The 22236-nt window shown below is 34.1% G+C and carries 14 protein-coding genes; 6 read left to right on the top strand and 8 right to left on the bottom strand.

The features are described from left to right. Window positions 1-19: 19 nt before the first annotated feature. The 7 genes from DZ60_RS0107600 to DZ60_RS0107630 all read right to left on the bottom strand — a co-directional run bounded on the left by DZ60_RS0107600 (window position 20) and on the right by DZ60_RS0107630 (window position 9528). Complete coding sequence (locus DZ60_RS0107600) at window positions 20-688, bottom strand: Crp/Fnr family transcriptional regulator (RefSeq protein WP_025741494.1); 669 nt, start codon at window positions 686-688, stop codon at window positions 20-22. A gap of 241 nt (window positions 689-929) precedes the next feature. Beyond that, on the bottom strand, window positions 930-3194 hold the full coding sequence (locus DZ60_RS0107605) for an aconitate hydratase (protein WP_025741495.1): 2265 nt from the start codon (window positions 3192-3194) through the stop codon (window positions 930-932). Between the two features lie 317 nt (window positions 3195-3511). Continuing rightward, complete coding sequence (locus DZ60_RS0107610; protein WP_025741496.1) at window positions 3512-3955, bottom strand: hypothetical protein; 444 nt, start codon at window positions 3953-3955, stop codon at window positions 3512-3514. Window positions 3956-4142: 187 nt separating this feature from the next. Next, the gene (locus DZ60_RS0107615; RefSeq protein ID WP_025741497.1) at window positions 4143-5099 is read right to left on the bottom strand and encodes an AAA family ATPase; all 957 of its coding nucleotides are present in this window, start codon (window positions 5097-5099) and stop codon (window positions 4143-4145) included. 8 nt (window positions 5100-5107) lie between these two features. After that, window positions 5108-6625 carry a peptidylprolyl isomerase gene (locus tag DZ60_RS0107620; protein WP_025741498.1) on the bottom strand — a complete coding sequence of 506 codons (1518 nt, stop codon included), beginning with the start codon at window positions 6623-6625 and terminating at the stop codon, window positions 5108-5110. After that, window positions 6618-7466 carry a hypothetical protein gene (locus DZ60_RS0107625; protein ID WP_025741499.1) on the bottom strand — a complete coding sequence of 283 codons (849 nt, stop codon included), beginning with the start codon at window positions 7464-7466 and terminating at the stop codon, window positions 6618-6620. Before DZ60_RS0107625 ends, DZ60_RS0107620 begins: the two co-directional genes overlap by 8 nt. A 109-nt stretch (window positions 7467-7575) precedes the next feature. Beyond that, window positions 7576-9528: a peptidylprolyl isomerase gene (locus DZ60_RS0107630; protein WP_025741500.1), complete on the bottom strand. Its 1953-nt coding sequence runs from the start codon at window positions 9526-9528 to the stop codon at window positions 7576-7578. 171 nt (window positions 9529-9699) lie between these two features. On the opposite strand from DZ60_RS0107630, the gene DZ60_RS0107635 reads away from it, so the two are divergent. From DZ60_RS0107635 to DZ60_RS0107645, 3 genes are all read left to right on the top strand, one after another. Then, window positions 9700-10152 (top strand): SRPBCC family protein, encoded by a 453-nt coding sequence (locus DZ60_RS0107635; RefSeq protein WP_025741501.1) that lies wholly within the window; start codon window positions 9700-9702, stop codon window positions 10150-10152. A gap of 63 nt (window positions 10153-10215) precedes the next feature. Beyond that, on the top strand, window positions 10216-10455 hold the full coding sequence (locus tag DZ60_RS0107640; RefSeq protein WP_025741502.1) for a hypothetical protein: 240 nt from the start codon (window positions 10216-10218) through the stop codon (window positions 10453-10455). Between the two features lie 260 nt (window positions 10456-10715). After that, entirely contained in the window at window positions 10716-11234 is a 519-nt protein-coding gene (locus tag DZ60_RS0107645) for an OmpH family outer membrane protein (protein WP_025741503.1), read from the top strand. 257 nt (window positions 11235-11491) lie between these two features. On the opposite strand, the gene DZ60_RS24110 is transcribed toward DZ60_RS0107645, so the two are convergent. Beyond that, the gene (locus DZ60_RS24110; RefSeq protein ID WP_161634372.1) at window positions 11492-15769 is read right to left on the bottom strand and encodes a carbohydrate-binding protein; all 4278 of its coding nucleotides are present in this window, start codon (window positions 15767-15769) and stop codon (window positions 11492-11494) included. 775 nt (window positions 15770-16544) lie between these two features. On the opposite strand from DZ60_RS24110, the gene DZ60_RS25080 reads away from it, so the two are divergent. The 3 genes from DZ60_RS25080 to DZ60_RS22690 all read left to right on the top strand — a co-directional run. Further along, window positions 16545-16721: a hypothetical protein gene (locus tag DZ60_RS25080; protein WP_161634373.1), complete on the top strand. Its 177-nt coding sequence runs from the start codon at window positions 16545-16547 to the stop codon at window positions 16719-16721. A gap of 122 nt (window positions 16722-16843) precedes the next feature. Next, window positions 16844-19552 (top strand): glycoside hydrolase, encoded by a 2709-nt coding sequence (locus DZ60_RS24115; protein WP_025741506.1) that lies wholly within the window; start codon window positions 16844-16846, stop codon window positions 19550-19552. 57 nt (window positions 19553-19609) lie between these two features. Beyond that, a partial coding sequence (locus DZ60_RS22690) for a carbohydrate-binding protein (RefSeq protein ID WP_152537391.1) occupies window positions 19610-22236 on the top strand: 2627 nt, incomplete at its 3' end.

Consider the following 22236-nt stretch of genomic DNA (forward strand, 5'->3'; position numbering starts at 1 on the left):
AAATGTTAGCTAACTAACACTAAGCAACATTTCTTAGCCGAATTTGCTTTCTATCGAAATCAATTATATTAGATTCTTTTAATTCGTTCAGAATAATATTCAAAGTTGGTCTTGAAGTCCCTATAAGGTTAGCAATATCTTTTTGAGTATAAGGGTGCTGTATTACCATATCGCCAGTATTAGGACAGCAGTACCCATAATCCTCTTTCAGTTCATTAAGAAATTCTAATAATCTAGTTTTAGTATCTTTAAAAAGAAGTAGCTGCAGCCTTCTTTCTAAACGTCTAAATCGCAGTCCTATAAACTTATAAATCTTAAGGCTAAAGGATTGATTATCTCGCATTAAATCGTGCATTGTTTGAACCCCAACAGGACAGATTGAAGTTCTATTATCAACAGATTGAGCAAATTCTGTTCTTCTATCTTCTCCTAATATTGCTTTTTCTCCAAAAATTTCACCCCTAGTCAGTATGGCTTTTATTACCTCTTGACCATCTTCAGAATAATAACCAATTTTTACTTTTCCTTTTTCGATCAAATACACTTTATTAGCTGAATCCTCTTCAAAATAAATATAGTCATTCTTCCGATATTCATCGAAATCATGATTTTTTTTATAAGCTTTGAATTTATGAGGACACAATACCTGAAAAAGGTTTTCGTCCTCAAAATACCAGATTGCACTCATGATGATTGTTTTTTAAGAGTTAGTTATAAGTTAGGTTCGTAAAACACACCAAACCTTACAATAAAAAACCAAAAATTATTCACAGTACAAAATCTCTTAACCTCCTTATATCTTCAAGAGTAATAAAAAAGGATATAAAACATACTCACAATACTATTAGTCGAGAAAAATATTTAAAAAATAAAAACTCCCGAATATCATTTGATATTCGGGAGTCAAAAAAATATTTTGTTGCTTATGCTTATACGTTTTGCTTCTTGATCAAGTTAAGCGCAGAACCTTCTTTAAACCATTCTATTTGTGAATCGTTATATGTATGGTTTAGCATAACTGTATCTTTAGAACCATCAGCATGCACTATTTCTAACGTTAATTGTTTACCAGGAGCAAACTGATTAAGGTCTGTAAAGTTAAAAGTATCATCTTCTTGAATAAGGTCATAATCTGCCTCATTTGCAAAAGTTAAACCAAGCATTCCTTGTTTCTTAAGATTGGTTTCGTGAATTCTAGCAAATGACTTTACGATTACTGCACGAACTCCCAAGTGACGTGGCTCCATTGCCGCATGCTCTCTAGATGATCCTTCTCCATAATTATGGTCTCCTACAACCACAGTTGGTATACCAGCCGCTTTGTATGATCTTTGCACATTAGGAACACCATCATACTCACCATTTAATTGGCTCTTTACAAAATTGGTTTTCTTATTATATGCATTTACTGCTCCTATCAAGCAGTTATTAGAGATATTATCTAAATGTCCTCTATAACGTAACCATGGTCCTGCCATAGAAATGTGATCTGTTGTACATTTTCCGAATGCTTTAATCAATAATTTAGCACCAGTTATATTATTACCATCCCATGCTTCGAATGGAGATAATAATTGTAAACGCTCAGAATCTGGGCTTACTACTACTTGAACACCTGAACCATCTTCTTGAGGGGCAAGATATCCTGCATCTTCTACTTCAAAACCTTTTGGAGGTAGCTCCCATCCTGTTGGCTCATCCAACATTACCTCATCTCCGTTCTCGTTAATTAACTTATCTGTTATTGGATTAAAATCTAATCGACCAGAAATTGCTACTGCAGCGACCATCTCTGGTGATGCAACAAAAGCGTGCGTATTCGGGTTACCATCTGCACGTTTAGAAAAGTTACGGTTAAAAGAATGAATTATAGAATTTTTCTCTTCTTTATCTGCTCCTTCTCTTGCCCATTGTCCAATACATGGTCCACATGCATTTGTAAATATTTTAGCATCTAGTTTTTCAAAAATATTTAATAAGCCGTCTCTTTCTGCAGTGTATCGAACCTGTTCAGACCCTGGGTTAATACCGAACTCTGCCTTAGTTTTAAGTCCTTTATCAATAGCTTGTTGTGCGATTGATGCTGCTCTTGATAAATCCTCATAAGAAGAGTTTGTACAAGATCCTATTAATCCCCACTCTACTTTTAATGGCCAATCATTGGATTTTGCTTTGTCTAACATTTCACCAACAGGTGTTGCCAAATCTGGTGTAAAAGGACCATTAACATGTGGTAATAATTCTGATAAGTTAATTTCTATTACCTGGTCAAAATAATCCTCTGGACTCGCATATACCTCAGGATCTCCTGTAAGATGCTCTTTTACTTCATTTGCCGCATCTGCAATATCGCTTCTATCTGTAGAACGTAAATAACGCTCCATAGATTCATCATAACCAAAAGTAGAAGTTGTTGCTCCTACTTCTGCTCCCATATTACAGATAGTACCTTTACCTGTACATGACATAGCCGTAGCTCCTGGTCCAAAATACTCTATAATAGCTCCGGTACCACCTTTTACAGTTAATATTCCTGCTACTTTTAAGATTACATCTTTTGGTGCAGTCCACCCACTAAGTTTACCAGTAAGCTTAACACCAATTAATTTAGGAAATTTAAGTTCCCATGGCATTCCTGCCATAACATCTACAGCATCTGCTCCTCCTACTCCGATAGCAACCATTCCTAGTCCTCCTGCATTTACTGTATGAGAATCCGTACCAATCATCATTCCTCCTGGGAATGCATAATTTTCTAGTACTACCTGATGAATAATCCCTGCACCAGGTTTCCAGAAACCTATTCCGTATTTATCAGAAACAGATTCTAAAAAATTAAAAACCTCATTACTGGTATTTAATGCTGATTGTAAATCTTTATCCGCTCCTACTTTTGCCTGAATCAAGTGATCACAATGCACAGTAGTTGGAACGGCTACTTTATTTTTACCTGCTTGCATAAACTGAAGCAAGGCCATCTGAGCTGTTGCATCTTGACAAGCGATACGATCGGGTGCAAAATCAACATAATCCTTTCCTCTTACAAAAGCTTTATCTGCTTTACCATCCCAAAGGTGTCCATATAAAATTTTCTCTGCCAATGTTAAAGGTTTACCTGTAACTTTGCGCGCTGAATTAACACGTTCTGCTACCTGACTGTAGACCTTTTTTATCATATCGATATCGAATGCCATCTCTTATTATTTTTAAGTATTGAAAAGTCATGCGAAAATACGAATTTTAACCGATTTTATTAAATGAATATATCTATTCCTAACTTTTTACATTTTTTAAAATAATAGGATAGTCATTTCCTGAAATTCACAAATTAATTTTACTAATACTATAAAATCATTAAAAAAAGATAATAAATAGGGATCATATTTATAATCAAATTGAAAACGTTTTAGTTACATTATTAATTGTCCTGGAGAAAGCAGGGTTTATAAAAACAAAGAAGTGAGATCCTAGGGGTCTCACTTCTTTAAAATTATACTAATAGAATAGGACACTATTCCTTGCGCTTAGCGCCTTTCTTTTTGCCCATTCTTTTTTTATTCAACTTCTCATATTGTTCTAATTGAGTCTCATTCAAACTAGCTTTAAAAACTTCGCGCTCTTTCTTCAGAGCTTCTTTATGAGCGGTAACCATATTGGTTTGCTCTTCTGTAAATGTCGACTTGATTGCGGAGCGCTTCTCTTTTCTTGAAAGCTCTTTATTTTCTGACACCTTTAGTTGTTCCTCTGTATATGTTGCTTTTAATGACTCTCTGTGATTTTTACGAAGCTCTACCAATTTTGCATATTGCGCTTTTTGACCATCAGAAAGACTTGCTTTAAACTCTTCTTTTAATTCTTTTTGAGCTCCTTTATGATCTGATTTTTCTTTTGATTGTGCAGATACTGAGATTACACCAAGACACAATATCATTACGTAGGTTACAATTTTTTTCATCTATTTAATTTTCATATTAAGTTAAACATCTCCTCTAACTTGAGGATCTACTACTTTGACTATTAAACCATCAAAAGGTTTAATACTTACTAAAAAAAAGTTATAATTTAATTATCATGAAAAAAGACCTAAGTTATTTATCAAAAACACGACACATGTAAGTGTTCTGATATACCCATCTTATTTACTAAAACAAACTTTTAATTACATCCTCAGTACTCACCCCTTCTGCCTCAGCTTTATAATTTTTTATAATACGATGACGAAGAATACCCAATGCCACTGATTGAACGTCTTCTATATCTGGGGAAAATTTACCTTTTATTGCTGCATTTGCCTTGGCAGCCAAAATTAGGTTTTGAGAAGCTCTAGGTCCTGCTCCCCAATCAATATAGTTTTTAACCAAGTCTGTTGCTGTTTCTGAATTAGGTCTTGTTTTACCAACCATACCTACCGCATACTCAATTACATTATCAGCAACTGGTATTCTACGAATAAGGTTTTGGAAATCAATAATTTCTTGGGCTGTAAACAAAGGGTTTACAGTATTGGTATGATCGCCTGTAGTACTTTTAACAACCTCAACCTCTTCCTCAAAGCTTGGGTACTTGAGTTCAATCGCGAACATGAACCTATCCAATTGTGCTTCTGGCAAAGGATATGTACCTTCTTGCTCTATAGGATTTTGTGTTGCAAGTACAAAATAAGGTAAATCTAATGTATAATGATGTCCTGCTACGGTAACCGATCTCTCCTGCATTGCTTCTAATAATGCAGCTTGTGTTTTAGGAGGAGTACGGTTAATTTCATCAGCTAATATAATATTAGAAAATATTGGTCCTTTTATAAACTTAAAATGTCTTGTTTCATCTAGGATTTCACTACCGAGTATATCACTAGGCATGAGATCAGGTGTAAATTGAATTCTTTTAAAACTTAATCCAAGAGCTTTGGATATGGTATTAACCATAAGAGTTTTTGCCAACCCAGGGACACCTATTAATAACGCATGACCTCCAGAAAAAACAGAAATAAGTATCTGATCGATAACTTCTTCCTGCCCAATTATTATTTTGGAAATTTCTTTTTTAAGTTCTGAATGTTTTTTTACTAGTTTTTCTATAGCCACTACGTCGTTTGACATATTATTTTTTATTTTTTTAACCAGTTACCACTATACTCACAGTTTCTATATTCACCATTTATCTTAACATACGTATCTGCAATTTTCTCATTCTGCCATTTTCTAATAGCTTCAATTTGCTTTTTCCTGAGAGCCAACTCTTGTATTTTGAGATAGTCGGTAGAATACTCTGCTATATGCTCATCATAACGATTTAAAACCGTGATTAATTTATACTTCTTCCTTCCTTGTCTATCTTGATCAGGAATTACCAACGAAACCTCATTTGTTTTTAATTTAGATACTTGATCATACAATATAGGATCAATTTTGGTAAGTTCAAAATGCGTATCCCCTGTTGTTGGATTAATTAACTGGCCTCCATCTTCTTTTGTTTCTTTATCATCACTAAATTTTCTTGCAGCCTCTTTAAATTTTATTTTACCCGAAACAACCTTATCTCTTATCGAATCTATTTGTTTTTTAGCTATTTCAATACTTGATCTTGTTACCTCAGGAATAAGTAATATATGCCTAACATCTATTTCTTCTCCTCGAATCCTGTCTACTTTTACGATGTGCCATCCAAAATCAGTTTTAAAAGGCTCACTTACCTCTCCTTGCTGCAAACTAAATGCTACATCTTTAAATTCTTTTGCAAAATTGGTTTGACGGTTAAGTGTATATTTTCCTCCAGTAGACTTTGACCCTGGGTCTTGAGAATATAATACTGCTTTGGTAGCAAAGCTACTTCCGTTCTCTACTATATCTTCTCTAAACTGCAATAATCTATCGACAACTTTTTGCTCTTCTTCTTCAGGGATTTCAGGTTCTATTACTATTTGTGCCAGTTCTACTTCTGTACCAAAAAGTGGTCGGTCATCTTTTGGAATTTCATCAAAAAACTCTCTAACCTCTTCTGGAGTAATCTGAATATCCTGAATAATTTTTGTTCTCATCTGTTCAGATAATCTATTTGACTTATTGATCTCAAAAAGTTCCTTTTTAAAATCATCAATATTATCCTTTTTATAAAACTTTAATACTTTTTCTTCGGTACCAAGCTCACTAGTCATATAGCTTAGTTGTTGCTCAACCATAGCGTTCACTTCTGCATCTTTTACGATAATACTATCTTGAATAGCATGATGTGCATATAATTTACTCTCAAACAAACTTCCTGCTAACTCACAGCGACTTACATTTTCTTGAGAAACACCTTCACTTATTAATTGTTGGTATGCGATGGCTACATCACTATCAAGAATCACGTTTTCGCCTATCACAGCAGCAACACCATCTATCTTCATTCTCTTAAATGGTGCCTTAACAGAATCTTTGGGTACATCTACAGCATTTTCTATCAATGAATCTTTTTCATTAATTTTGGCAATTGTATCATTATCAGACAAACCACTCTCAACAACTATGGCATTTTGAACGACCTGCGCAGAGTCTTTTACTTTTTCTTCTACATTTTCTTGAGCAAATATTTGTGATCCTGCACTTATCGTAACTAAAGCGCAAAAAATAGTAGTTTTAATCATATACTTCAAATTGTTTATTCTCGACTGCATCTCTTGTAATATCTTTTTCTATTTTCTTTATCAATTCTAGCTTCCTTTTATTTAGAATTATTTGTCTTATTCTTGGTCGAATATATTCTAATGGTGCTAACTCATTTCTCCCTAAAAAATGTTCTATTTTAACCAAATAAATCCCTGTAGAATCTTTAAGTTGCACTTCTTTTTTATTTTTTAGAAGCTTTGACTTATCCTGCTTTTTAAGTATGGGGATTCTACCAAATATTTGGTCCAATTTTATCCAAGTCGAATCATTGAGAGAATATGCCAAATACTGTACTTTTTTCTCTATTAATTCTTCTTTATCCTCTTCATTAAAACGACCAAATTGTTTTCGTGTTGCAACAATTCTATCATAATCAGCAGGCAAATGTAAGTAACGTAATTTTACTAGCTCCTCATTAAGGTTAAAATTTTTTAAATTCTGTTCGTAATAGGACTGAAGATCTTGCTCAGTTATCTCCATATCAATAGACTTATTAATAACTGCATTCTTATATGCATTTATATATAAGGTGTTTTTATAATTTTCTACAAGATCATCAAAGGTTTCTAATTCTTCTTCTGTAAGATTAAGTTTTGCTTGATCAATAAATAATTGGCGGGTTGCCCAGTTATTAATATAAGTTTTGATAATATTAGAACTATCAACTGATGGTGTATTTTCGGGCACAAGATTTTTGAGATCTTCCTTATATAAGTAACTATTGTTTACTCTTGCTACTATCTCTTTCTTTATCCGATTTTCAAAATTTTGGCACGACACAAGTACTAATACCCACAACACTACTATATAACGTCTCACCTGTTTTTATCTTTTAATTATTCAAAAATTAAAACCCCTATGCTCCATACCCGCAAGATCGCAACTCTAAAGTTTTTCTATTCAGAAAAAGCTTAAAGACTGTTTGAGCTTATATAGACAATTCTTTTCTAACCCTTTTTAGGGTTTTATCATTGACTTGCACTGAATATTTTGTTTTCAGACTGTCTAACCATTTGTTTTCAATGCTTTCTTGAAAATCACTAATAACCTCTCCTTTAGTTTCTTCAAAAGTTTTAATTCTTGAAGGCACTATTTCTTTCACCATAATAAGAGTAGAAAAATTCTCTTTATTAGTAATTGTAATTTCTCCTTCTTCAACAGTAAAATCTTTTGGTAATACGTCCTTTCCCTTGACTAATTCTTCTTCAGAAATTAAGACTAAACTAACATCTCCTTTATTAACCTCATTCTTGATCTCTTCGATTGACTTTTTTGCTGTGAGTAGCCCCTCAACCTTATTAATTGCTTCTAGCTTTGATGATGAAGCTTTGATTACTTTATAACTCTCGTTTTTAGTATATTTATCCTTTTGCGCTTCATAGTATTTCTTAAGACCTATTGAATCTGTTTTGGACACATTCCATATCTTAGACTCCATAAGATCGAAAAGAAGAAGTCCTTCTCGATACTCATTAATAATATTTGCAAAATCGGCATTATCTTCTTCGAGATGATTTTCATAGTATTCTAGTAATTTTGAAGACTCAAAAGTTTTATACAGTTGATCAACAAAAATATCTGTATCTGCAAAAGCTGACCCTCTACTTTTATTTTTTTTAAGATAGACTACAAAATCGTTATAAGAATACTTTTCATCTTTTATACTAAATAAGTCCTTAGTAAGATCTGTATTTTCGTCAATGACCCATTCTTGATCAAAAAATGTTTCTGGTATTGTTTGTTTAAAATAAGAAATTGCACTTTCGTTTTTTATAACCGAATACTTTTGCTTTAACGAATCAATAAATGCTTTTGTTACAAGTTTAGACCTACCATCCTTTTCTACTTTTTTAGCCAATTCACTTTTTTGCTCTTTAAAAGTTTTGAGAGGATGTTTTTCTATCAATTGGATAATATGCCATCCATACTTGGTCTTTATAGGTTTAGAAAGCTCTCCTTTTTCCTGAAGACTAAAAGCAGTTTGTTCGAATTCTTTAGAATTAAGTGCTCCTTGTCCAAACCTTCTAATTTTACCACCTTCAATAGCTGTACTGGGATCATCACTATATTCTTTGGCCAATGAAGCAAATGCAACTCCTTGATTGAGTTGTTGGTTGATTTCTTTAATTCTTTTTTCTGCTTCTTCTGCTGTTCTCCTTGCATTTATAGCTACCATTATATGGGCAACAGTAACTTCGCCTAGTTTCTTTTCTCGTGCATTTACTTTTACAATATGAAAACCAAATTGTGTTCTAAAAGGCATAGAAATATCATTTACTTGAGTAGTATAAGCAGCGTCTTCGAATTCATAAACCATTCTAAAAGCAGAAAACCAACCTAAATCCCCACCATTCTTAACAACCGAAGGGTCTTGACTATACTCTTTTGCAATAGTTTCAAAAGATGCTCCCTTTATGATCTTATCTCTTGCTTCTACAATTTTTTGATATGCCGCCAAAGTATCCTTGGCCGATGCGTTGGGTTTTACACCAATAAGAATATGACTTGCCTGAATTCGTTCTAATGACCGATCATATGCCTCTTTTACCAAAGCATCAGAAATTCTCGTATCTTTAAGATATCCTTTTGCCAGTTGTTTTCTGTATCCCTCAAATTCCTTTAAATAAGTGTCTTTTTTATCTAAACCGAGGTTTCTTGCTTCTTTTAATTTTAGCTTATAATTAATAAACAAATCAAGGTATTCATCGATGTTTTTTTGAGAATCATCCTTTACTAGATCAATATTTTTAAGATAAACCCTCTTAAATTCTGATATATATACTGGTGAATCATCAATCGTAAATAATACATCCTTTGATTGCTGTGCATTTGCAACAAAAAAAGAAGCCCCTAAAAAGAATAACAATAACGTTTTGCGCATGATTTATTTGTTATGAAGTCCTAAACTGGACAAAAATAATAATATTAAGATGTTTTACAAGTTCTTTTTCTAACGAAGCAATTAAAGGTATAGTATTAGTTTTTAAAATTTTTATGTTCTACGTATATTGCGCCCCCATACTCTAACACCTAATAACCTAGAATCCCCAAAATGAAATATACTACTCGTGTGATCATTAACCAACCATTAGAACTAGTTACCAAAGAATATAAATCCAGAAAAAACATGAAGCATTGGCAAAAAGGTTTTGTTAGTGTTGAACCGTTGGTTATTGAAGAAGAAAAAACAGGAACTACTGTTAAGCTAATATATAGAATCGGAAAAAAAGAGATCGAAGTAACTGAAACTATTATCCTTATGGATCTTCCGGAATCAATACACCGCACCTTTGATTCTAAAAACATATATAACATTCAAGAAAATAATTTTGAAAAATTACCCAACGGAAGTACAAAGTGGACCTCTACTAATGAATTCAGATTTAGTGGCTCCTTAAAATTCATGAAGCCTTTCTTGTATGCAGCTTTCAAAAATAAATCCTATATGCAAATGCAAAATTTCAAGGTATTTATTGAAGACGGAAAAAGTGTTCTCATGGACTAACATGTCTTATTTAAAAAAAAATAATTAAGAAAAAACAAACTAATACCTAAATAAAAAGATAATTTGGAGCGAAAACTAAAACTAATCTGGGATTTTAGAGGTCCAGTCGCAGCGAAAACAGCTATACATCATGAATTTCATCTTAAAGAATATATTCAGTCAGAAAAATTGTCTGTGAATATTACCGGAACCGAAAATTTGAATGATATGCACAGTATTGCATACATGGTGGTAATTGATTCTGAAATGAAAACTGTTCGAGATGCCTTAAAACCTCACCGTGGACAATTATACCAAGTATGACCTCTATTGATTCATTTAAAGTAACTAACCCAAAACCCAGATAGTACTTTTAGAACACCTGATACGTCTTTTGACAATTATAACCAATAATTCTTAATACCTCATTTAATTTTTTAAGCTTCATAATATAATCTGGGCTAAATCAATCATTATAAAGGCGCTACTTCTATTCATGTTCTTAAAAAACATAATTCATGGCATATATATTGATTAAGACCTTATATATTTGCAAAAATCAAAAATCAGTAATTAAAAATAAGATGAAAAAAGTATTAGTAGCTATAATAATTTTGGCAGTTAGCATTCAGGTAAATGCACAGTCTAAAACAGGAACCATTGACACCGAATATATCCTATCACAGATGCCAGAACTTGCCCAAGTTCAGGAAGAGTTAAAGGCATATAACGCAAAACTCGAAACTGAATTAAAAGTTAAGGTTGACGATTACCAATCTAAAGTAAAAGAGTATCAAGAAAAGGTGGCTTCTTTTACTGATCCAATGAAAAAAACAAAACAAGAAGAAATCATTGCTTTAGAAAATGATATAGCAAAATTTCGTCAAAACGGATCACAACTTGTTCAGCTAGAACAAAACAATTTATTACAACCCTTATATCAAAAAATAGGGAAAGCACTAGAAGAAATATCTCAAGCCGAAAAGTTTACTCAGGTTTTTACAATAACTTCTAGTGGTTTGGCATATATAGATCCTAGTTATGATCTTACTAAAAAGGTAATGACCAAACTTGGTATCAAAATAGAAACTCCGAAACAATAAAAAAAATCTTAACCGAATATATATATTTATTCACCTATTACAATTTGTATAATTGTTTTTTATTCAGAACACGTAATCATGACACCTTTCTTAGTACAATAAAATTAATTTATACGCGCTGAAAAGAGGTTAAATGCTTAAAAAAGCGGTAAGAATATATATTCTTACCGCTTTTTTTTAAATAATAAACTACTCTAACAAATTATTCTAAATAGCCACTTGCCATATAATGGTTAGTAATAATCATTTTTTTTTAACTATAGCTTAATTACTTTCTTAGTACTAATAGGCTTATTAGCCTTGTTGTTTTCAAGAAACATCATAACGTAATATCCTGCCGCCATACCACTCATGTCTATAGAGTTTTGATTATTACTCAACACCACTTCTTTCTGAATTGCTCCTAAGATATTGTATATCTTAATTTTTGTTCCTTGAGGAACTCCAGAAAAATTAATAGTATTGAGTACAGGTACTGGAAACACTTTAATATCCGCCGACTCATTACTATTTTTTACATCAGAGGTATAAGTAACCACTAATTCAGGTATACTTACCGCTGCGTTTTCTTTTGATCCAAAAGCCAAGTCATTTCCTGACGTAGCATTTAAGACTAGACTTAATAAATCCCCTGAAACTCCATTCACATCCAACGAAATTGTCTTTGTATCACCAATAGCATACGTTTCATTTATACTACCTAATAGTTCTACTGGCTCTGGACTATTAGAAGTTGATAAATTATCCTCTGTCCAATCATCTGTACCTCCCTTATGAACGGTAAGGTTTCCATTACCCGGATCTGAATACACCGTAAACTTAAGACTAGCATCTGTAACTACTCCGCTAATTGATGACAAATCAAACATAAGATACCCTGTTCTGTTTCCTTGTTCAACACGTACAATACTTGAATCATATCGTGTTGAACCTTGCAAGTATGCGTCATGAATTGGAGACAGACTTACTGTTTCAGGAATTATAGGCTGTTCGTCAGAAGCAGTGACCTCTATCCTATCAATATTAAATAAGTATCCAGTTCCTCCAACAAACAAAAACCTAAGGGTTTTAACACCTGCAGACAAGGTAACTGTTGTATTATATGCATCGTATTCATGCCATTCCCCTGTTACAGGAAGATCCAAAGAGCCAACAGAAAGTCCATCTTCAAGAATTTCTACTGTACCTCCTATACCTCGACTAGAGGCATATATATCAAATGAATAATCTCCTGAGGAATCTACATCTACCAAATACTCTACATAATCACCATTTCTAATAAAACCTAAATTACTACCTGTACTTCCTGGAGTACTTTCTATTCGTACGGTCCCTGAATTACTTTCAAAATCTTCTGCTTCAAAAGCACCTGGTATATCGATTGTATTTTCTATCACCTCTTCCTCTACCTCAATAGTAACGGCTTCTGACAAGGTAACAGCTCCTTCGTTATCCGTGGCCTGTGCAGTTATGATATAACTTCCTTCACTTGTTAAAGTAGTAGCGATCTCATAGGGTGCCAAGTTTTCTGTTGCGACTAAGCTTCCGTCAATAAAAAACTCAACTTTAGCAATTGCACCATCAGAATCCGAAGCATTTGCACTTAACAAAATAGAAGCTCCAGGTTCAAATGTCGATCCATTAGCTGGAGAGGTAACAGAAACAATAGGTGCTGCATTTGTTGTATCGCAATCATCTAAGACTACTTCTGGACCAGTTCCTGTAGGCTTTGTAAACGCTTGGGTAAATACAAACTTATCTATTTCAAACCCATCTTCTCTCATAGAAAATGAAACTGTATGTACACCAGCAGTAGGCACATCTATATAGATAGTCTCATCTATTCCACAAGAAGTATCTCCTGTATCTCTTTGCTTACTCTCCCAAGTCCATGCATTCTTACCAGAGCACCATTGCATTTTATTTCCTGTAGCCGGCCAAGATCCATCAAGTCCTACATGAATCCCGTTATCTTCTGTCCCTGTAGAATATGCCCTTACAAATACATAATATCTACCAGGATTGGTAAACTTCACATCATAATTAAGTACAGCAACCTCTCCTCCTGTATTTGTGATATTTGTTCCCCAAATCAACTGATCGTCATGTGTAACGCGCGTATCTGGCAAAACTTCTAGATAACCACCACTACTGGCATTGCTATGGTGACTTTCATCAAGATCTGGAGTCGGTGTTGTTATGCCAGATCCATCCTGTAAGTACCATTGACGAATATCTGTTTTTGTCTGGCTCGTATAATTTTCTGCTTCTACAGCAAGAACTCCATCAACTTCTAGAGGAATACAATCTCCTATATCATCAGTGCTCTCAGAAAATTCTAAATTGTTCAAGTTCATCAAATACGAACTCTCTCCAGTGAAATCCAAACGTAATGTTTGTTCTCCAGCAGAAAGGTCTATAGTGGTCTCTATAGTTGTCCAATTTTGCCATCCACCCGTATTGGTAACTGCCGCTTCTCCAACTTCAATTCCATTAGATGTCAAAGATATACTACTACCATTATTCGGGCTTGCTACTCTGATTTCTACATCATAAGTTCCTGATGTTTCAACATCTACTAAATACTCTACATAATCACCATTTTCAATATACCCTAGATTAAAACCACCACCTGTATCCTCAGTGGTCTCTATTTGCACTCCATATTGGCTTGTATACGCTTCTGCTTCAAAAAAACCTGGTAATGTGATAGCTGTATTGGTTCCATCCGATTTCTTAATCAAGGCTAACCAATCATTATCATCTGGGGCAACTAAATTATTTCCTAATACTGTTGCAGTAGTTAAACTTCCACCACTTCGTGGATTATACCATTGCACTTCATATGTACTATTCCCTGATGGCAAAGTTATACTTGTTGACCCACCGTTTGGAAGATATACAACATATGCATTTCCTGAATTAGCAAGCACATAATCATCTGAATCTCCCGTTAATCCATCATTACTTACGGCCCCTACTAAATATTCATTAAAGTAATTCTCAAAAAAAGTAATCGCATAACCTGCCTCTTGATATTTCACTCCTCTTAGTCGATGATCTTGATTAAAAAGATCACCATCATTACTTGTATATCCGTAATAATATTCTACTCCGGCACCTCCGGCCACGAGTGTCCCATAAAGAATTTCTTCTCGCACCTCTTTGTCTGTAACGCGTATACCTATATCTGCCGGACCTTGCTCATCATTGGCTACAACCCATTTTCTGTTGGCACTATTAGAATTCGCAATCCATTCGATTACATCTCCGTGTACAGATGTCATATTCGATTGTAAGGAAGCTCCTGTAAGGTTTGATTGACTTCCTAACAACGGATTATATCGTTGGTCTTTTTGACCTGGGTAGGTATGCAATACAATATTGTGACTGTAAGGGTCAATTTCGTTAAGGTATTCTATGTTATCAATAATAACGTCAGAATCCAAAGTAGACTCTTCAGACAAGTTCCAATTTAATGCCAAATGATGTCCGAATCGAGCAACAAGTTCTCTATAATACAATTTTCGTTCTCGCCCTAAATAACTTCCTCCGTCCATAAACTCATCATTTTCTGTCTCCATGGTTTTAAAGTGCAAATACATTCCTTTTTTATCGGCATACTCGAATATTTTTTCCCATTGCGCTACTTTAGAAACATCAAACCGGTCCTTATGAACCCCACTACTCCATTGGGTAGCATCATCATAACCATTATATACACTTTCTGACACTTTCATCAAATGAGGAAAAACATTTTCATCATCTCCTCCAAGACTAAAAGTTAAAAATGACATCGCATTAGCACCTTCTTCGGATAAGTAGTTTACAACACCTAATAATTCGGTTCCTTTGCCACCATCCCAAGTATAATCTGATGCATCGCTAGCATTATAATCCTGTTCATGAGGAGTCCATGATTTTCGTCTACTACCCCTATTCGGAGTATTATCAAAGTCCTCATAGGCCAATGTGTTCTCGGGAGAATCTGCCCCTGCTTTTACAAACCATTTTCCATTGGGAGATGATGGAGTTGTTCCTGAATATCTTAAATAATGTTCTCCTACATATTGTAGTCGACCCAAATCTTTATTTCTAAAATCTCTTCCTGTTTTGTCAGATTCAGAAATCACTATTGAACCTGTATCACCATTCATATATCCCGCATCCGATCCACCACCATTTATAGCTACGTCGGAACCTGTCATAAATGAAACAGACCAGTTCCAGGTACCTGTTTGATCTGGAGAAAAGTGAACTTTCCAAATGTCTCCAGAACTACAATTACTATCCTCCGGATCTGTACATCCAGAATAAAAACCTGGCACTACATAGGTTGTTCCCGAGGAAGAATGAGTAAAAGTTACATCTAATTTGTAATCCGAAAATGGATTTGTAGCAGCTGTTTCTGAAGTATTAGGACCGTTAAAGTCTATAGTTACTTTGTGCCATCTCTTTAATTCACCTGAGGTGGTTTGCCCCATCAGGGTGAAATTTAATAATACTAATGCAAAAAAAATAAAGTTTGATTTCATGATTTTGATTTGGATTGTATAGCATGAATGAATATTTACTTCACTACTATATTTCAACATTGTGTTTTAAGATTTTTTCTAGTTTCCCGAATTATTTGCTCGCAAAACAATTACCATAATGTTAATATACTGACCTAATCATGATTGGAATATCATGAACTACTATGTGGTGATCAAAAAATAGAATCTGTCAATTATGAAGTAGTATTCGATGATCCATGGAATCACTGCTCAAAAAAAAATAATAACATAGAAAACTATCAAAGGAGACCTTATTATCATAAAAAACAAAAAAAGAACCTATATAAGACATAAACGAAAAAGACTATGTGATTCCCTAATTCTAATTGAAATAGAACGAATTCTATTTTAAATACTTCGGCAACTAGTTAAGACATCTTTTCAAAGGAAAATATTCATAAATTTATAAGTTGATAATTTTAACTTATATTTGTTAATAAAATATATTTAATTTATTTTTTTAACAAAAAAAACAACAAAACACAAGTAAAATAACACTAAAACCAATAATCATGCACCACAACACTACTATAAAAAAAGCTATCTATGTAATTGTTTTTTATTTTTTCACAACAAACTCACTTAATACTCAACTGGTCTATACCACTTATCGTTTTCGAAAAAATCAACGATCATTCAAAGCTTTCAGACAATAGCCCACAACTACTATTCCAAGTATATTTTACAAAAACAATTCTGCTAACTAAAAAAATAGCCGCGATCTTGTAATATGAAAAGTAGCGTTTTCAAAAAAATGAAAAAATCAGACTCACGAATAAATGCTTCTCCATGCTTAACGATTTTATGTTCTCCATTTTCTTATACACATACGCTTACTAAAATGAATTTTCCAGAAGCGTTTTTATTGTATCTAAAAGATGAGAAGATGAACATACAATTAAAGCTAAAAGGATATTCGATGCTGAGTTGATCAAATTAAATAATACAAAGAAAGTTATGAAAATCATTTTAAAGAACCGTTTTCTTTCAAAAAAATAAGTATTCAAAAATAAAAACTAACAATAGAATAATTAATTAATCCACAACCACAAAATGTACCCTCTAAATTCGAAAATTGTTTTAAAATTACTTCAAACACAAATACTGCCAATAGTAATCCTGTTCTTTTGTTTACATATATCAGCGCAGCAAATCGTTGAAATAGATTTTGAAAATAGACACCAAACCATACAAGGTTTTGGTGCTTCTGATGCTTGGAATTTTGATGCTGTTGGCAAATATTGGGATCAAGATGTAAAGGAAGAAATAGCTGAATTGTTATTTTCTACAGAGATTAACAATAATACACCTCAAGGAATTGGTTTATCCAGATGGAGATTTAATATTGGAGGAGGCAGTACCGAACAAGGAAGTGCTAGTAATATTGAAAAAGAGGAAAGAAGGTCTGAATGTTTTATTGAAAGTGTAGAAGAAGTTAATGGAGAAGAAATTGTCAATTACAATTGGAACAAACAATCTGGACAACAGTGGTTTTTAAAAGCTGCAAATGATTATAATGTACACCAGTTAGTTGCTTTTGTAAACAGTCCTCCTCGTTTTTATACTAAAAATGGAAGAACTAATAGCGATAATACGAACAGGTACGGAACAACAAATTTAGCTTCTAATAATTACAATAGTTTCTCAGAATTTTTAGTCAATGTCCTAAAACACTTTTCTGATGAAGGCATAGAATTTTCACAAATCAGTCCAATAAACGAACCCCAATATGAATGGAATAGTGGTCAAGAAGGGTGTCCTTGGAAACATGACGAAGTTTATGCGTTAGTAGACAAGCTCAATAGAGACATATTAAGTAAAGGGTTAGATACTAAAATTTTATTATCAGAAGCGGGCAGTTACAAATACCTATATCAGGTGCAGGAAGATGCTGAAAAAAGTGATATCGTAGATAACTATTTTAACTCTGGTAGTCCTTATTATTTGGGAAATTTTTCTCAAGTTCTTAAAGGTATAGGGGCGCATTCTTATTGGATAAATGGCTCTGATTCTTCAATTCGTTCAACAAGGGCTAATGCAAAAGCCAAAACGGATAGTTATGATGGTTTAGAACTTTATCAAACTGAATATAATTTATTAAGCCAGCATTATGACGATAAATTAGACAATGCCATCTTTTTAGCCAAAATTATTTATGCAGATCTCGAAATTGCAGGAGTAAGTATTTGGGATTATTGGACCGCCTTAGAAAGAGAAAGATGGAGTCAAAAAAATAGGTTTTATTTGATACGGTTAATTCCAGGAGGTGGGAATTATGCTTCGTTAGAAAACCCCGGAACTATCGATACCGACAAAAATCTATGGGCACTAGGTAATTTTAGTAGATTTATTAGACCTGGTTATCAACGCATAAGCACTTCAGGAGCAGATGATCTAAACGGATTAATGGGAGTTTCTTTTATTGATCCTGAACAATCCGAATTAGTAACTGTCTATACCAATTGGTCGGATAGTACAATAGCTATTAAAGAAAATATTAATAACCTTCCTAATGGCAAATATGTAGATTATGCAGAAGTTTTTATCACTAACGATGCAAATGACCTTGCTCAAGTCGAAAATCACAATCTAGCAAACTCATATTCCATTCCAGGTAAATCGATTGTTACGTTTAGAATCCCATTATTAAACTCAATTACTGTAGACTTTATTCCGGATCCGAGTAAAACTTATTATATCGATGCTCCGCATCATAACCTTAGACTTGCTGCTACCGGAGAAAGTGAAGACGCATACACAACAACAACTACAACTACGGGAGAAGATGTAGAATGGAAATTTGTGGATAAAGGGAATGGATACTGGCACATACAACGAGCTGCCGGGGGAACCAAACCAAGATTACGAACAAATCAACAGGAATATGCGGATATGCAACCAACATCCTCAAGTGGGTCATGGACCTATTATGATTTTTCTGAAGGCGCCATAGCGAATACCTATTTTTTAACATTACCCGCTGTGAATACAGAATTTAAAAGATTACAAATAGACAATACTGGAACCGTAAAAATGGTTGGAGGTGATAGAAATGGAACTTGGGAATCTTTTAGTATTACAGAAGTTAGTAATTCGCCAGCTAATTTTTCAAGAATAGAAGCAGAAGATTATGATGGAATGAATCAAATACAAACAGAAGTTACTACAGATGCCGGAGGTGGTGAAAATGTAGGATGGATTAATAACGGAGATTGGCTGCGTTTTGACGCAATTGATTTAACAGGAGCTCAAAGCGTTGATCTAAGAATCGCCTGTAATTTTACTGGTGGAACTATTGAAATAAGAACCGGAAGTACAACAGGAACTCTCATAGGAAGCACCTCTGTTTCGAATACCGGAGGGAACCAAGAATGGATAACGCTAAACACTTCTATAAGTAACACCTCCGGAGTTCAGGATATCTATTTAGTATTTAATGGTGGTAGTGGATATCTATTTAATATAAACTGGTTAGAGTTTTCTGCGGATAGTTCTAATTCAAAAAACTTAATCCCGAACAACCAAGTCCTTGTATACCCTACTCTAATCGACGATATAGTAACTATTCAACTAGGCAATATAGACACCACTGCGTTAGTAGAAATTATTAGTATAACCGGACAGGTAGTAGCTGCAAAAACTATTATCAACAATGGAGAAGGCATAAGCACTATGAATTTAGAACGTCTGCGTTCTGGCATGTATCTCATGAAAATCACAGATCTCAATGGTAGCAAAATCAAAAAAGTAATAAAGAATTAAAATACTTTTTCCACATTAATAAACATAAAAACGCCAACATCACTTAAAACCTCAAAAATGAAAAAATACCATTTTTTTATAATGATAACAATGATTTTGATGTCATTATCCTCAGGAAATGCCCAGACAAATGTCAATTCATTAGCACAACTTCGAGCGGCCGTTCAAAATAGTAACCAAAGTATTGTAATGGCCTCTGGTAATTATGATCTCGAAGATCTGTCGAGTTCATCCAGAAATATTATTTTTTCGGGCTCAAATAATACTATTGATTTAACTGGTGTGTATATACGAGTTCCTGTAGGTAGTGTTGATGAATCGTATCTCTTAGTTGAAGGAAATAATATTACTATCACTGGTGGAGAAGTAGAAGATGTTTACCGCAATGGTCTGACCGAGATAACAGATTTCAGTGCTTACAATCAGGACCGAACTAATTTAGCCCATGGTCTAGGTGGCGATGCTGTTATGAATATTGATGGAGATGACAACTTAATTAATGGCCTTAAGTTAACCGTAAGAGGATCTTATCCTTACGGATACGGAAGCATGTATGGTATTGGGTCAAATAATGTATACGGACTAGATAAACGCTGTGGTATACTTGTTAGAGGACAAAGAAATACTATAGACAATGTTGAACTTCAGCAGCGAGCTTTCGGTCATGGGATATATATGCAAGGAGATGCAGACGAGACTGTTATAAAAAACACATTAGTAGAAGGCAGAGTTCGTCCTACAGGAGATTTATACCAAGAAACGAATTCTTACGACCTACCCTATAGATCTAATTATCAAATGCCTCTTGATGACAATGCTCCTATTCCCACCGATGAGGTACACTCTCTTTGTGAGGATGGTTTTAGAATGTACAATATACCAGGAAGTGTTACGGTAGAAAATTGTGTAGCAAAAAAAATGAGAGGTGGCGTTAGATTATACTTAGGTGGACCAGCTACTGTTACCAACACAACATCTATTGATTGTGGTGCAACTAACTGGAACATGCCTTCTGGAGGCGAAATAACGAATTCATCCGGAAATTTTGCTTATGCCACTTTATCTGATTTCAGATTGAACAGGAGCAATATGGATATTGAATGGACAATAATTCCTTCTCCGCATGCAACAGGACCACATAATTTATGTGATGTGTTGGGTAGTAACCATAACATTGTTTTTCATAGAACCCCAGGGCCTTTAGATTCCGATGAGGAACGCGCTATTGTTATTTCAGGTGATAATTCTACTATAGTGAATGAAACAGAGTATCGGATTATACTTGAATCTTCGGCTAGTGGGAACACCATAATTACATGTGGTTCAGTAACCGATTATGGATCTGGCAATACGATTACTCAATCTTCTAACTGTGATTTTGACAATATACCTATAGAGTGTTCTGATTTTAATGCCTTTACACAAATAGAAGCTGAAGATTATTGCAATGAATCTGGAACACAAATTACTAGTAGTGGTAATGTTGGTTATATAGAGAATGGGGAGTGGATTATGTTTGAGGATGTAGATTTTGAGAATGGTGCAGCATCAATTACGGCATCCGTATCTAGTGGGAGTTCTGGGGGAAATATAGAGATAAGACAAGGCAGTACTACAGGTAATTTATTAGGAACTTTAGAGGTGTCAAATACGGGATCATGGACTACTTGGGAAACAATTTCAACAAACATTGGTTCGGTGAGTGGTGTTCAGGACATATATCTTGTTTTTACTGGTGGATCCGGGTATTTATTGGATGTGGATAGCTTTCAATTTTCACCAAGTATTGTAGATTGTGATTTACCATGGTTAGAAGGAACCCTTTCAGTTACTCAGGATACATTGAATTACACTTCTGGATCAATTGATATTTCATGTGCCTCTTCAGTAAATATTTCTATGACTGTAGAAGGTATAGGACCAATGGAAACAGCTGATTACTTAAATGTGTATTACAAAGTCGATGGAGGATCACAACAAACACTATTAGAAAACACCAATACGATATCAAGTCAAAACATTTCAATGTCAAATATTTCGGGAGATTCATTAGAATTGATAATAAATGCTTTTACGAGTTATGCTGATGAAACTTATACTATTTCGAACATACAAGTTAGTACATCAAATATAACCAATTATGATCGTATAGAAGCGGAAGATTATGATGCAATGAATGGTATCCAAACAGAAGTCACCACAGATGACGGAGGAGGTGAAAATGTAGGTTGGATTAATAATGGTAATTGGTTACGCTTTGATGACATTAACATATCGGGATTATCGAATATGGATGCACGTATCGCATGTAACTATACAGGAGGAATCATCGAAGTAAGAACTGGAAGTACAACAGGAACTCTGATAGGCTCTATATCAGTCTCTAACACAGGAGGTAATCAAAACTGGCAAACACTAAACACAAGCATTTCTAATGCAAGCGGAATACAAGATATTTATTTGGTATTTACCGGAGGAAGCGGCTATTTATTCAATCTCAACTGGATCGAATTTAATAACAGTTCCCAAAGCAATAAGGATATCGCTACTACAGAAATAGATGATATAAGCATCTATCCAAATCCGGTAAGCGCAGTAGCAACGATTCAAAATGCTGCCAATTCATCAATTACTATTTATGATATCAAAGGAAGTGAAGTATTTACTCAGCATATTTCAAACGA

This window comes from Aquimarina pacifica, from assembly GCF_000520955.1.
Lineage (GTDB): Bacteria > Bacteroidota > Bacteroidia > Flavobacteriales > Flavobacteriaceae > Aquimarina > Aquimarina pacifica.

What these genes read in the sequence shown, in the direction of transcription:
- DZ60_RS25080 (WP_161634373.1), top strand. Translation starts at nt 16,545, where the DNA reads ATGAAAAAATCAGACTCACGAATAAATGCTTCTCCATGCTTAACGATT.
- DZ60_RS24115 (WP_025741506.1), top strand. Translation starts at nt 16,844, where the DNA reads ATGTACCCTCTAAATTCGAAAATTGTTTTAAAATTACTTCAAACACAA.
- DZ60_RS0107630 (WP_025741500.1), bottom strand. Translation starts at nt 9,528, where the DNA reads ATGCGCAAAACGTTATTGTTATTCTTTTTAGGGGCTTCTTTTTTTGTT.
- DZ60_RS0107605 (WP_025741495.1), bottom strand. Translation starts at nt 3,194, where the DNA reads ATGGCATTCGATATCGATATGATAAAAAAGGTCTACAGTCAGGTAGCA.
- DZ60_RS0107610 (WP_025741496.1), bottom strand. Translation starts at nt 3,955, where the DNA reads ATGAAAAAAATTGTAACCTACGTAATGATATTGTGTCTTGGTGTAATC.
- DZ60_RS0107600 (WP_025741494.1), bottom strand. Translation starts at nt 688, where the DNA reads ATGAGTGCAATCTGGTATTTTGAGGACGAAAACCTTTTTCAGGTATTG.
- DZ60_RS24110 (WP_161634372.1), bottom strand. Translation starts at nt 15,769, where the DNA reads ATGAAATCAAACTTTATTTTTTTTGCATTAGTATTATTAAATTTCACC.
- DZ60_RS0107615 (WP_025741497.1), bottom strand. Translation starts at nt 5,099, where the DNA reads ATGTCAAACGACGTAGTGGCTATAGAAAAACTAGTAAAAAAACATTCA.
- DZ60_RS0107620 (WP_025741498.1), bottom strand. Translation starts at nt 6,625, where the DNA reads ATGATTAAAACTACTATTTTTTGCGCTTTAGTTACGATAAGTGCAGGA.
- DZ60_RS0107645 (WP_025741503.1), top strand. Translation starts at nt 10,716, where the DNA reads ATGAAAAAAGTATTAGTAGCTATAATAATTTTGGCAGTTAGCATTCAG.
- DZ60_RS0107635 (WP_025741501.1), top strand. Translation starts at nt 9,700, where the DNA reads ATGAAATATACTACTCGTGTGATCATTAACCAACCATTAGAACTAGTT.